This is a genomic window from Fischerella thermalis PCC 7521 (genome assembly GCF_000317225.1).
Taxonomy (GTDB): Bacteria; Cyanobacteriota; Cyanobacteriia; order Cyanobacteriales; family Nostocaceae; genus Fischerella; species Fischerella thermalis.
Genome location: NZ_AJLL01000046.1, coordinates 1 through 13,951, shown reverse-complemented (window position 1 = coordinate 13,951; position 13,951 = coordinate 1). Strand labels below are relative to the sequence as shown.

General features: G+C 40.9%; 10 protein-coding genes and 1 pseudogene. 5 read left to right on the top strand and 6 right to left on the bottom strand.

Translation table 11 applies throughout. The features are described 5' to 3' along the window. Nucleotides 1-13 precede the first annotated feature (13 nt). A complete protein-coding gene (locus UYK_RS0110350; RefSeq protein ID WP_009459969.1) occupies nucleotides 14-1,324 on the top strand; it encodes an RNA-guided endonuclease InsQ/TnpB family protein in 1,311 nt (436 codons plus the stop codon). Here the strand turns inward: UYK_RS0110350 and UYK_RS27235 are convergent. The 3 genes and pseudogenes from UYK_RS27235 to UYK_RS0110340 all read right to left on the bottom strand — a co-directional run. Beyond that, a pseudogene (locus UYK_RS27235) lies at nucleotides 1,275-1,412 on the bottom strand (RNA 3'-terminal phosphate cyclase); the annotation flags it as partial. The gene UYK_RS0110350 and the pseudogene UYK_RS27235 sit on opposite strands and share 50 nt — an antisense overlap. 49 nt (nucleotides 1,413-1,461) lie before the next feature. Next, nucleotides 1,462-2,829 carry an FAD-binding oxidoreductase gene (locus UYK_RS0110345; RefSeq protein ID WP_009459971.1) on the bottom strand — a complete coding sequence of 456 codons (1,368 nt, stop codon included), beginning with the start codon at nucleotides 2,827-2,829 and terminating at the stop codon, nucleotides 1,462-1,464. 624 nt (nucleotides 2,830-3,453) lie between these two features. After that, nucleotides 3,454-3,924 (bottom strand): tetratricopeptide repeat protein, encoded by a 471-nt coding sequence (locus tag UYK_RS0110340; RefSeq protein ID WP_009459973.1) that lies wholly within the window; start codon nucleotides 3,922-3,924, stop codon nucleotides 3,454-3,456. 265 nt (nucleotides 3,925-4,189) lie between these two features. On the opposite strand from UYK_RS0110340, the gene UYK_RS0110335 reads away from it, so the two are divergent. From UYK_RS0110335 to UYK_RS0110315, 4 genes are all read left to right on the top strand, one after another. After that, nucleotides 4,190-5,449: a GTP cyclohydrolase II gene (locus tag UYK_RS0110335; RefSeq protein ID WP_009459974.1), complete on the top strand. Its 1,260-nt coding sequence runs from the start codon at nucleotides 4,190-4,192 to the stop codon at nucleotides 5,447-5,449. Between the two features lie 23 nt (nucleotides 5,450-5,472). Further along, nucleotides 5,473-6,798 (top strand): URC4/urg3 family protein, encoded by a 1,326-nt coding sequence (locus tag UYK_RS0110330; protein WP_016871367.1) that lies wholly within the window; start codon nucleotides 5,473-5,475, stop codon nucleotides 6,796-6,798. 164 nt (nucleotides 6,799-6,962) lie between these two features. Then, entirely contained in the window at nucleotides 6,963-7,598 is a 636-nt protein-coding gene (gene upp / locus UYK_RS0110320; protein ID WP_009459980.1) for a uracil phosphoribosyltransferase, read from the top strand. Between the two features lie 647 nt (nucleotides 7,599-8,245). Continuing rightward, nucleotides 8,246-8,668: a Na-translocating system protein MpsC family protein gene (locus UYK_RS0110315; protein WP_009459982.1), complete on the top strand. Its 423-nt coding sequence runs from the start codon at nucleotides 8,246-8,248 to the stop codon at nucleotides 8,666-8,668. 236 nt (nucleotides 8,669-8,904) lie between these two features. Here the strand turns inward: UYK_RS0110315 and UYK_RS0110310 are convergent, their stop codons facing one another. From UYK_RS0110310 to UYK_RS0110300, 3 genes are all read right to left on the bottom strand, one after another. Further along, nucleotides 8,905-9,294 (bottom strand): response regulator, encoded by a 390-nt coding sequence (locus UYK_RS0110310; protein ID WP_235182323.1) that lies wholly within the window; start codon nucleotides 9,292-9,294, stop codon nucleotides 8,905-8,907. 359 nt (nucleotides 9,295-9,653) lie between these two features. Continuing rightward, nucleotides 9,654-12,077, bottom strand: a complete 2,424-nt coding sequence (locus UYK_RS0110305; RefSeq protein WP_016871365.1) for a sucrose synthase — start codon at nucleotides 12,075-12,077, stop codon at nucleotides 9,654-9,656. Between the two features lie 710 nt (nucleotides 12,078-12,787). After that, on the bottom strand, nucleotides 12,788-13,951 hold a 1,164-nt coding region (locus UYK_RS0110300), incomplete at its 5' end, for a ShlB/FhaC/HecB family hemolysin secretion/activation protein (protein WP_016871364.1).

The window sequence follows — 13,951 nt, the reverse complement described above, 5'->3', positions numbered from 1 at the left end:
TTAGGTCGAAGTCATGGAGCAAGTGTTGACGCTAGTTTGCAAGCTCAACCCCTCTCAAAAACAAGCAGAAGAAATCGAACTAGTACTGGCAGCTTTTGCATCGGCGTGCAACTATGCTAACCAAAAAGTTAAGCCTCAAATAACCAGTAAGATGACTATTCAGAATCTGGTTTATAACGAGATTCGTGCTTTGTTTGGGTTGAGTGCAAATTTAGCTGTTCGTGCTTGCGCCAGAGTTGGAGCTAATCGCAAAACTGCCAAACTCAAAAACAAGCCTGTTAAAGCATTCAAGCCAACATCGGCTGATTATGATGCCAGAATTTTCTCATTTAGAGAAAAAGACTGGACTGTTAGCTTGACTTTGATGAACGGCAGAGAACACATTAAAATTGATGCTGGTAATTATCAAAGAGGTAAATTAAAAGGTAAAAAACCTACATCGGCACAGTTGTGCAAACATCGTGATGGCAACTACTACATCCACATCCAAATCAAAGATGAAGCACCAGAACCAATCAAGTCAAATAATGTGATTGGTGTTGATTTTGGACGAAGAGATATTGCTGTAACTAGCAATGGTGACAAGTGGGATGGAAAGCAAATCAACGATGTTAGAGATAAATTTTCTAGGGTGAGAAGTTCTCTCCAGAAAAAGGCTACGAAAGGCACAAGGTCTACTCGTCGCAGGGTAAGGCAGATTTTGCAACGGTTGTCGGGCAAGGAGAGAAGATTTCAACAATGGCTAAACCACAACATCAGCAAGTCTATAATTCAGGACGCATTAAAAAATAATGCGGCAGTGGCAATTGAGGACTTAACAGGTATTCGCGAAAGAACTAATCAAAAGCCAAGAAACAAAACAGAACGTAGACGGTCTAATTGTTGGTCTTTTTATCAATTGCGTTCTTTTTTAGAATACAAAGGCATCCAGTTTGGAGTAGAAATAATTGCTGTTCCTCCAGCTTGGACAAGCCAGACCTGTCATCAATGCCTACATATTGGACTGCGTTCTGGCAAGCGTTTCAAATGTACTAATGAGGCTTGTTCTTGGAGTGGGGATGCTGACTATAACGGCAGCAAGAATATATCTGCTATTGGGGCTGTCTTTGTAAACCAGCCCAGAGGCTCGAACTATCTGTGTTGCAATCTCAGCACAGATAGTTCAGGGCTACTAAAAGCCCGCACTGTACCCGATAAAGGGTCAGTGTGGGTAGTTTACCCCGTACTTCCGCATCACAAATTGTCGCAGTCGCACGAACTCCTGTTAAATGTTGCGCGGCTAACCCCGGATTTTTGCGTCCAGCGCGGATATTGTAAATGCTAATTGGATTACCTGTAATAGCGGCTAAACTCAGGGAAGTGCGAAGAACTTGTCCCCCACCTTCGCCGTAGGAACCATCTATGTGAATCATGATCAGGTGGTTGGTTGTTAGTTGTTAGTGGTTAGTTGTTCACTACTCCTCACACTCTCCCAATCTCTCTACTCTTACCAGGATTCATCAACCCATAGGGATCTACCATTTTCTTAAACTTCAACTGTTCTGGATCGATAACTTTTCTGCCACCATCTTCAATAATGTAGGTGTGGGGATTGGCAATAAATATCCCTTGTTCTTCGTGATGGCGGATGATTTCGTTCAGGCGTTCCTCGGTGGTGTAGCGTAAAAGTTGTAAGGCGGCGGGAATTGCTGCACCGTTGACACGAATGAACTCCAAATGCATCATGACTTCATCCCCATAGTAACGATACATATGCTCTACTAACTGTAGAGACGCGCCATGGCGCGTCTCTAGATCGGCGGGGAAGATACTTTGCAAATAGGTGATGGAACTATCAACGCTGCGGGCGTGGAGAGTGGTGTGATTCCAGGTGAATTCTAATAAATTCACACCTTTTCCGGGTTCTTGTACTTTTTGATAAGTAATCTTGCCACCATGTTGCTGCACTAATCCAGGCAATAACTCTAAACTCGGTTCCGCAATTAATAATAAAGCGGCGTGAGTACCATCAGGAATGTATTGCCGCAACGGCGTAAAGTATTGGGGGATAGGGGATGCAAACACAGCAATTTCTTTTTTAATCATGCCATCAGCATCAGCGAGGGCTTGCCCAAATCTGGCTGCTGCCATAAATTCTGCAAAGGTAACAATTACTTCCGCCCAAGGATAAGTCGGTCCAAGGGGAATTTCTACTTCAGTGATAATACCGTTAATACCCCAGGCATGATTGACTTTTTGTACATCGTCACCCCGTAGTTCAATAAAGCGCGGTTCATCTTCTAAGGTGACGACTTTCAGTGCTAAAAGATTACCGCGATCGCCTAAAAGTCCATATTGGATGGAACCAATTCCCCCACTACCACCAGCCACAAAACCGGCAATCGTGGCTGTGCGGTAGGTAGAGGGTACCATCCGCATTTCCCAACCAATTTCCCGTGCTTTTTTATCCAGTGCAGCTAATTTTACCCCTGCTTCAACCCGCGCTACTCCTGGTTTGATCCAGCAAATCTCCTGCATCCGCGTCATATCAAGGATGACACCGCCGTGTAGTGGTACGCATTGCCCATAATTTCCTGTTCCTGCACCCCGTACAGTTATCGGAACTCGATATTTTACACAAGTAGCTGCTATTTTTAATACTTCTTGTTCGTTAGCTGGTCGTAAGACTATATCTCCAACTTTTCCCGCTAGTTTGGGAGCAAGAACCGGACTAAAACTATGATAATCCTGGGATAATTTTGCTACTTGAGAGGAATCTGTAATCACTTCGATTCCTGGTAGGGAATTAATTAGGGCTTCTATATCGTAGGGTTTTATATATGTTGTCATGGTTGCAATAAGGATACCAATGGCATAAAGTCAAGAGAATTATTTATAAATTTTATATATAGCAATCCTATCTGCAAAAGCGAAAATTGGCAAAGCTAGATCCCCGACTTCTCAAACAAGTCGGGGATCTTGTTGTTTACGAATGATTTAGGAATGTTATGTATATTTATGTGTTTGCTAAAATATATATTATCTAAAACGCTACAGCACAAGAAAATAAGATATTACCATCTAAATTAATTAGCTTTTTATAAAGGTAGTAAAATTTTTTTACAGTAATTTCAAAGGGAACAAGGCACACCCCATGGATAAATTGGCTTTAAACATTTTTTCATGGCTACTGATTGTTATTGACACAAGTGAAGTCCCCACAGGTATCAATAACAAATAATCCATACTAAATATTATTTGCACCAATTAAGACTTTATATCAAGTCCAGTTAATTGCTTACGAGATCGTGTTTTGTTGTTGGCAATTGGTTGGCAAGATTGTTTCAAATCCATTACCAATTACCAATTACCGACCCGGACGCACAACACAAGTGTTTAAGCGGACACGATATTAAATATTATTTCTTGGTCTTGGGTTGCATTTCATACAAAATATTATTTTACTTTTGTGTTTTAGCTTAACCGAAATGTACATTCAAGAATTAATTTTTGATTTACCAGAGAGTAGGGTTGAATTTCTAAGGCACGATTAAAAGCTGCGATCGCTTTGGCATACTCTCCTAAAGCTGCATAGCTTAGGCCCATGCCATGCAATGCGCCAAAATGAACTGGGTTAATCTGAATAGCCATTAGACAATCAGCCAAAGATTTTTCATACTGACTAGTAGTGTAGTAAAGAAAAGCACGACGATTCCAAGCTTCAGCAAAGTCTGGTTGTTCATTAATTAACTCAGTCAAGACTGCTTCTGCTTTGGAAATTTGCCCCGAATCTAGTAACTTTTGACTGCGTTCAATCATTTCTAGCCCATAAATTCCCTTTTGCTGATACCAGATGCGCCAAAGCTTTTTTGTTGCCTGTTCGCGAACTGTTTCATCAGAATTTTTCAAGTCTTCAAGTAAGGAATTGACAAATAAAGAATCCATGAATTTGACGTGAGAGATAGTATCCTTGGATCAAATTTCGCACAAAATGTTCTCAAAATTAACTTCTTAATCGACTTTTAAAATTCACCTTATAAATTGCAAGTTAAAGCAATAAATATTTTGTTTGTTGTAGCCTGTAATACGATCTAGTCTTTAATTCCGTATCAATGGATAACTATTTTACAGAACATGTGGTCATCAACTATTGACGTTTGCCTGTTAACTGGTGACTAATAAGAAATATCCCAAGACAAAATAAATGACTATGCCAAAACAAAACAGCGTTTCCAGGCATATAGTTCTAACTTCTCATCCTAGTCGCTTTGGTCCCAAACCAATTCCTATCAAGTGGGGAGCAAGCGATCCAATGGAACGGGGTCCGGTGATTGCCACTTTGACAAAGCAAGCACACCGTAATGTGATTGGCACTCATTCTGGCAGTTATGCGGTTTATCGTGCCTTAGCAGTAGCAAGTGGTGCATTACAGTCAGATCACAGGGCAGATCTCACCAATACTTCCCCTGTTGAGCATATCGGACCGCATCTGAGTTGGTTCGACCCTGAAAAAATTGTTTCCCTTGATCCTTTTGGAGCAATTGTGGGTGAAGTGTTTGCGCCTTACTACGAGCAAGGGTATGACATTCGCCCTACTATTGCCATTACCAAGGCTCACATCAACATGCCCGAATTGTCAGAAGCTATGGCAAAAGGGCGCTTGGCAATTGATGGCAAGATCATGAAACCAGGGGGTGATTTGGTTGTCACCAAAGCTGCGATCGAACCTGTTTGGTATTTACCAGGAATAGCCAAACGCTTTCAAATCAGTGAGGGTGAATTACGACGTGCTTTATTTGAACAAACCGGAGGCATGTTCCCGGAACTAGTCACACGGACTGATTTAGAGGTATTTTTACCACCAATTGGCGGTGTGACAGTTTATATTGTTGGGGATGTAGCAGCAATTACCGACCCCAATAAACCTTTAGCAGTACGGGTACATGATGAATGCAACGGTTCTGATGTCTTCGGTTCAGATATTTGCACCTGTCGCCCCTATCTGGTACATGGTATAGAAGTTTGTGTGCAAACCGCCCAGGAAGGTGGTGTTGGGATCATAGTTTACTGCCGCAAAGAAGGACGTGCTTTGGGAGAAGTAACAAAATTCTTGGTTTACAACGCCCGCAAACGGCAAGAAGGTGGCGATCGCGCTGATGCCTACTTTGCTCGTACCGAATGTGTCGCGGGTGTCCAGGACATGCGCTTTCAAGAATTAATGCCAGATGTTTTGCATTGGTTGGGAGTTACCCGCATTGATCGCATGGTGTCGATGAGCAACATGAAATACAATGCTATCACCGCAGCCGGGATCGAAATTGTGGAACGCATACCCATTCCTGAAGAGCTGGTTCCCCAAGATGCCCGTGTCGAAATTGAAGCGAAAAAAGCTGCTGGTTATTACACTACAGGCAAGGTGTTGGAAGTCGATGATTTAGCGGAGGTTAAGGGTCGTTCTTTGACAGATTAATCAATGGTAATTGGTAATGGCTAATGGGAAAACTACTGCCAATTACCAATTACCCAATACCATTATTTGGGGTGTATCGGCTGGAGGAAGTTAGGAAAATGGAAATAACCGCCAAGGCGCAAAGAACGCCAAGGAGCGAAACTGAGGTGGTTGCTTATTTGCGATCGCCGATTGCGATCCGGGAGCGTTGCGAACAAATATTTACAATGGCTGTTGCAGGCAAGTCTAATCATTTTGCTTGCGATTTAGATCAATTGGGACAAGTGGCAGATTATGTGATTGCGGTGATGCGGGAGCAGTATCCCGATTTACAGATCCCATTTCATAGCCGTTGGCGACATTTTGAAGCTGGAGGTGTACCACGTTTGGCTCTTTTGGATCAGAAGTTAGCCGAGATGACGCCAATCCAGAAAGCTGCTGCTAAGTTTGATTTAGCAATCATTAGTGTGTTATTGGATGCTGGTGCTGGCGATCGCTGGCATTTTTATGAAAAAGAAACTCAATTGGGCTTTCAGCGTTCTGAAGGGTTGGCGGTAGCTAGTTACCATATGTTTTGTCAAGGGCTTTTTGCCAGCGATCCCCATCAACCTTTACAAGCAGATGCCCAAAAATTACAGCAGTTAACAGAAAAAGAATTGGCCGATGGATTTGGTGCAACCACAGAAAATCCCTTGGTGGGAATTGCAGGGCGATCGCAATTATTGCAAAAATTAGGTCACCTCCTGCTAGCTTCGCCCCAGATATTTGGAGAACAAAATCCCCGTCCTGGGAATCTGGTAAATTATCTTTTGAAGAAAGAAAAAAATAATCAGCTAGCAGCTGCAACTGTGTTAAGTGCTGTTTTAGAAGGACTAAGTGACATTTGGCCCGGACGCTTAGAAATTGCTGGGTCAAATCTGGGAGATGTCTGGTTTCATCCAGCCGTCAGTGATGATGGTTTGGTTCCATTTCACAAACTATCTCAATGGCTGAGTTATTCTCTGCTTGAACCTCTCCAAGAATTGGGTATAGAAATCATAAACTTAGATGCCCTAACTGGATTACCAGAATATCGCAATGGCGGCTTATGCCTAGACTTGGGATTGCTCAAGGCTAAACATCCAGATATTTGTTCTCAGCCTCAGTCAGTAGCATCCGAAGTTATCGTCGAATGGCGTGCCTTGACTGTGATTCTTCTAGATCAAATCGCTGCTACAGTGCGAAAAAAGTTAGGCATGAGTAATGAGGAATTACCATTAGTGAAAATTTTGCAGGGAGGAACCTGGACAGCTGGGCGAAAAATCGCTGCCCAACTCCGGACAGGTGGTATCCCTCCCATACAGATAGAAAGTGATGGCACAGTATTTTAGCTAGTAGGTAGTAGGTAGTTGGTGGTTGGTGGTTAGTAGTTAGTAGTTAGTTGTTTTTTATTATTGACTCCTCACACTCCCCCCACTCCCCCCCATCCCCCCCCATCTCCCCCACCTCCCCCATCTCCCCACCTCTCCACCTCCCCCAATCCCCGATCACTAACATGGGAAATCAAGTAATACTAATTAAGCATCCATTAATTCAGCACAAACTGACGCTCATGCGTAAGGCTGAAACCAGTACGGCAAAGTTTCGCTTTCTCCTCAAAGAAATTAGTATGTTGTTGGCATATGAGGTAACGCGAGACTTACAGCTCAAATGTGAACTAATTCAAACACCCTTAGCCCCGATGAATGCTCCTGTTCTGGCTTCAGACAAAAAGCTAGTAATTATTTCTATTCAACGGGCTGGACAGGGAATTTTGGACGGAATGCTAGAGCTGATACCATCAGCACGAGTGGGACATATTGGTTTATACCGCGATCCCAAAACTTTGATTCCTGTCGAGTATTATTTTAAAGTTCCCCACGACATCAACAAGCGAGATGTGGTGATAGTCGATCCCATGCTGGCAACTGGTAATTCTGCTGTCGCAGCAGTAGAAAGACTCAAATCAACTAATCCGCAATCAATCAAGTTTGTTTGCTTACTTGCTGCACCAGAAGGAATCGAACATTTCACTCAGATACACCCTGATGTACCTATATACACTGCGGCTATAGATGAAAAGTTGGATGAGCATGGCTACATCATTCCCGGATTAGGAGATGCTGGGGATAGATTATTTGGAACTAAGTGAGCTATTAACTACCAATTTTTGCCGTTTACTATTTTTACTAAGGCAGAAGGAAAAATCAGCACTAATCCTTCCTGCCTTATAATAACTAATTCGACAAGTTAATACGCATTTATCAACATCATTATGTATTCACTCTCTTTCTAAATATGCGGTAAATTACTGATTTAATATATTTATTTTTATACAAAACAACTGCATATATGCTTATTTTATGGTTCTTGTGATGAATATTTGGATACCATCGCAATCTATATATCACAAATGCTACGGTATTAAATGTTGTGCAATGTAAAACCACAGGGTGTTCACATTTACCAAAATTATTAATACTTCTTATGTATTTAAATATGAAAATCTTCCGAATGTTTTCCTGATTACAATTTCAGGAAAATTATTGACACTATAAAATCTCTCGCAAAACTTATACCATTTTGGATTTTGCGAAAAGTTTGTAGACCCTTTGCGGCTTTCCGTTAGGGTGCGCCAACTTCCAGCGTTAGCGTAACCTCCGAAAGCGATCGCGAGGCTCAAAGCTTTTCAAGACAGATTTTGGATTGTGAAATATTTATTGAATAAGCGTTTACGATTTCCAAAAGATTTTGATATTTATGTTTGGTTTTTGGGCTTTTCTAATATAGGAAATTAATATGTCTGCACCTACTATTGGACAATTAGAGAGAGAAATTTCCAATCGTATTCGTTCTCTGTATAATGTTGAACTTGGTTTGCGTCCTACAAAAATTAATTGCCATTTTTTTCATGGAGAATTAGCAATTACCCTCGAAAATTCTGTAACTAAAGTTGAGCAAATTTTAATGAAATCTGGTTCTGATATTCTGGCTGAGCAAGTAAGAATCGATATAGACAGAATCATAGTTCCGCAGATTCAAGATATGATTGAGGAAGTGATTGATAAACCTGTATTAGACTTAATTAGCCATACAAATTTAAGAACTGGACGTACAGGAATAATTGTTTTTATCGAAAATTTACCTGAGGTTCGCAATCCTCAAGCTATTCCCAAAGCTCGTAAAAAAAATGTCGCTGGTTGGAATAGCAGTGCATTTTAAAAATTACGAGCTTGTGAGCTTGTTCATTGCCATTAGCCATTAGTCAGATATTTAGTTAACTTAAATCTTGCACCTTACTCACCCTTACTCCGTGTCCGTATTGGAATAAATTTCAAGGCTAATAGCTAAAGTCAGCTAAAACTGACTCAAATAACTATCTAGTAAGCTGAAGCTTACTTCGGTTAAAACCCCTTTAAATTTATTTCTTGGCGAGCTAACAATACAGGTGCAAGATACTAGTTAAAAGAGTGTAATAGGCTAAGATGACGACGAAGACAAAATTGTATTTGATGGAAATTAAAGGGTTTGGCAATGCAATCAACAGCTCCCGTCTGGAGAGCAGGATTGAAATCTTCTGCACTGCTTCCAGATGTTAGCCCAATAATTGGTATTTGATTGGTTTCTGGGTTACGCTTGAGATAATAGATCACTTGGATACTGCTCAAGTCAGGCAGAACCATATCTAAAAATATTAAATCTGGTTTATGAGTTTGTGCCAGGATTAAAGCTCTTACCCCTTGTTTGGCACACATGCATGAAAATTCTAGTTTCTTAAGATAACTATTGAGAATTTCTAATTCATGTAGATTTGGTTCTACAACCAAAATTAATGGCTTCCCATGCATAAACATTAAAAATCCTCACACATCTAGTTCAGTATTTGGGAAAAATCTTCGGTAATGAGTGATTTTTCTCAACAGATGTACGAGGTTTCCTCCAGGCGGCTTATGCTACTGTGTGCGGTCTGAAACGGATGAACTCGTGCGTGACTGACTAGGTTGGGTATCTGCGCTGCTATTCAGGACAGAACACCACAAGCTAGTGGCAACACCAAGCTGATATGTTGCTAGTAAATGTACGTATAGTCAAGAGCTCGTTGACAAATCTTTATCTTGGAAATCGGGAATTAGGGAAAAGGGAGTAATAAATAACTAATGTAGAGACGTGCCATAGCACGTCTGGTACAACCACTGACAATTGACTGTTAGTGACGGTGCATATGCTTTTCTAACAGCATCTTGGCTCTTGGTTTGTAAATTAGATGAAACAACGACTCAGTGTAACGTAGTAACTCCTCGCGTTGTTCCTTGGAGATGTAGTTCCAGAAGCTGTAGATTTTTGCTAAAGATAGTAGGCGATTGGTATGGATTTTCCAAGTATAGTTGCTGTAGACACGCTCTTGGCTGCGCTGGGAAATTTCGTTCCAGTAGTTGGGGTTTTGGTCACACTTAGAAATGAATTTTAAAATGATCTCTGCCATTTCTGTGTGGTCGGTGGGGTTAATGTAGAATCCATTGATCTGATCTTGGATGATTTCCAAAGGGCCACCAAAGCGAGTTGCAAAGGTAGGTAGCCCACTAATCATTGCTTCTAGAATTGTTAAACCAAAGGCTTCAAATAAGGCTGGTTGGACAAAAATTCCTTGATGATCGCCTATCACCCGATAAACTTCACCAGAGTCATCCTTGGATAAACGCACGCCTAACCACCTAATTTTGCCGTGCAAATTGTACTGGTCGATGATTTGGTAAAGTTTCTCAATTTCGCTAATTTCTTCGTGATCGGTAGAATCTTCACTCTTGAGTTTACCTGCGATGAGGATGAGATTGCAGCGTTCTTGTAGTTCTTTGCTTTTACCAAAGCATTCTGCTAAACCAGTGAGATTTTTAATCCTGTCTAATCGCGCCATAGAAAATAGGGGGCGCTTGCTGGGATCTGCTAATTTACCAAAAACTTGGGTTGCATCTTCGAGGGTAAACAAGAGGTTTTCCAAACGTGAGCGATCGCTTAAATTTCGCCCCTCTATCCTAGAGTAAGGAAAATAGACATCTTCATTCACACCAGGGGGAACAATATTAAACTTGGGACTAAATAACTCTATGCCGCTCAGCACATGGTATAAATCCGGCATAGTAAAAGATTGATAAGACTCGTACTGACCAACACTATCTTGTGTACCAACAATTTCTTGGTAAGTGCTGCTGACAATAAAATTTGCCCCATTCATAGCAATTAAATCTGCTGTAAATTGCAAAGAAAAGTGGTACTTATCCTCTAGGTCTTGCCAATAAAGATTACTGAAGAGATACTTAGATTTTTCTAGGGCGTGGGCAATAATACATTGGGTAACATTCATCCGTCGTGCTAGCAAAAATGCTACCAAATTGCCGTCAGAATAATTGCCAACAATCAAATCGGGTTTACCTTGCAACTGTTCGAGTAACTCTTGTTCAGCATCAATGGCAAAGGTTTCTAAGTAAGGCCAAATTTCAAACCGAGAAATCCAATTTTGCGTTATTTGGGGATTATATTCTCGAAAAGGTACGCGCAAAATCCAAGCATTATCAGTATCATAAATTTTCTCTAGCCTCTGATGACAGGTAGTATCCTCACTATTGGGGATCAAACGTGTCAGGACAATCACTTTTGGTTCAATGTTAAGTACATCCAATCCTGATAGTTTGATGTTGTCTTGGATTTGTTTTTCTAGCCCTTTTACTTGGTCGAGAATATAAACTACCTGTCCACCTGTATCTGGTCTTCCTAGTACCCCTTCCTGTCCAAACCAGCCGTGAGGAGAAACCAAAAGAATACGGAAAATCATCGGTATGCGAGAAATAAAATCTTCTAGTACTTGATGATCTGGTGAATCTATCAACTGATCCAACATTTCCAGAGTTTCCTGTACTCGATGGGCGGTGTTTCCCCAACCAGGTTCAAAACCAAGATTTTGTAATTCAGTGCAGAAATTTTTGTAAGCTGTATCAGCAGGATACTTTCCTAGTAAAATTAATGCCCGCTTCACACAGTTAGATAACTGCTGTTGTGTTTGGATACGTTCATTAATCAGCAGTTGAGCATCATTGTAGCGGTGCAGACGCAGAAAATTAAACAAAGCATCTTGCCACTGACGACTGTCATCAAATAATTTGCTAGATAGGTAGCGGTTGAGAAAAGCTACACCTTTGCCAATATTTTTAGGATCGCGGATTACAGGCGAATAGTCATAAAAGGGTTGAAAATCTATTTTCAGCACCTCACCCTCTTGGGGGTGATAGCGGTTAACTAAGCGATCGCGCAAATTTAATAGCTCTTGAATGCTAATCGCCTCTACCGTGAAATCTTCTAACAACCGATAAGCCTGTTGAGTGGCAATTTGAGGACGGACAACTAAACAAAGACTCTCGGTATCCAAAATTATTTCTTGAGTAAAATAAACCAATTTACTCAAATCAGAACTGTGGTAAAGATGGTCATAATTTTCCTGTTTTTGGCAGTAATCATGAAATGAATTCAAAATTTCATTGCGTAGCAAATACTTTTTTTCTAACTGGCGCAACAAATTTACAAACTGCTCTAAATTATTTTTCTCATCACCTTTGAGAATCTCTTGGATTAAATCAAACATTTACGAACCTCCTCTTCACCTGGTCTGGAACTTAATGAGTTAATTTCGATTTTGGTAACAAAACTTGAAGTTAATAATGGAATACATTCCATCAGATTTAACCCCAATCTTCATTAACTGTGAAATTGTTTGTGTTCTACCCTGTGGGTATATATGCGTCTATTGTGTAGTGTGGTACGCAGCTAAGCTGCCACATCAAAATAAACATTATTTACAGCAAAAACTAACCTTTTATGGGTAAAAAGGCTAAGCTTTTCCTTTGACTTTTGGCAGGAATGCTATATATATCCCAAGTTAAATCCCTGCCTGAAAGTCATATCAACAGTAAGTTATTTTTTACTTCCTGTTTAGAAAATTGTCATCGAGTCACCCAGGTTTTAACTGTAAATAAATAAGTAAGAAAATAATGTTAAATGCACTCAAAAAAATTGAAAAAATTGTTTGTAGTAAAAAATTACTTTTTAGACGATTTTAAGGTTTTTTTAGCCTTCTACTACAAACTCTATTTGAATTTGACCAGCTAACTTAAGCTGATAATGAATTTTCAAACAATTAATGTTTTTAACCGAAATTTGTGACAATATTTTATTTGTCAACAAAATGTAACAATAACATTCGTATAGTCAACGGTTAATGGTTAGTGGTTAGTAGTTGTTTACTACCCCTCACACCCCTCACACCCCTCACACCCCTCACACCCTCCCTCATGATCAAAAGGGATTGGCAATAATAGAAAAGTGCAAACCGTTTTCCTGCCATGAATCCTTATCCTCAAAACCAATTGAGATTAAAAGAATACCCCAATCAAGGCGAGCGGTAAGATTGTCTTGGAGTTGTAAGCGTAGACCTAATCCTACAGATAGTAAAGTATTGCTATCGAGTTGAACTTGAAAGTCCGATCTGCCGGAATCATTCCAACCATTGCCAAAATCCACAAAAGGAGCTATCTGCAAAAAGTTGTTGCGCCCTGAGAAGCGAACGATCGGTACTCGCACTTCCGCAGATAGAAAAATGCCGTTATCTGTCAATAAAGCATCCTGACGATAGCCCCGGACGCTATCTAAACCCCCAATACCAATTTGTTCAAAAGGAATGAGTGGTCTATCTGCTAGTTGTAGATCACCTCGTAGCAGCAACAAAGTGTCGCGAGCTAATAAGCGCACCCACTGGGCTTGTCCTCTCCAAGCGACAAAACGAGTATCAGGGAAAGTTTCGCTGATAGTGGCATCAAAAAGATCAAGTCCGACACTGAATTGAGAACGTATGGCAAATACCTGCTGGCTATCACGAGAAACCCACTCTTGAAAAAAGCGCACAGCTGTTACCCGTGTTCTTCCCTCTGCATCTGTACCTGTCCCAGGAAAAGGAACTTCTCCGTCCAAAAAGGTGGCTTTGCTGCGGCGGTGACTTGTTGTGATACCTAAAGCAAATTCTTGAGTCGGTTTTTGTAGTAGAGGCTGACGCAGCGTTAGTTCGTAGTAACTGGAGTTGGACTGAATATCCAGGACATCAAAGGGTCTTTCTATAACATTGTTGTTAGAGAAACCGAAGCTCAGCGACAAAGTACGATTGCGGGGGTTGAGGGGCAGAGTATAATTTATATCAAAGGCATTACTACCATCGGTATTGGCGTAAACGGCGCTAATGCGATCGCCCCATCCAGACAGATTAGCTTCGCTTATTTGTATTTGTCGACGAAAACTGCCGACAGCAGGCGATCGCCCATTATCCAAAATCAACTGTACGTTAAAACTATCGGCTTCCTTGACTTGTACTTCTAGTAAGCTTTGTCCAGGGCGAGTTCCTGCTGACAGTTCTGCTGATAAGTTTGCAATTAAGGGATTGAGTTGCAATAATTGCAATGCTTCTAATAA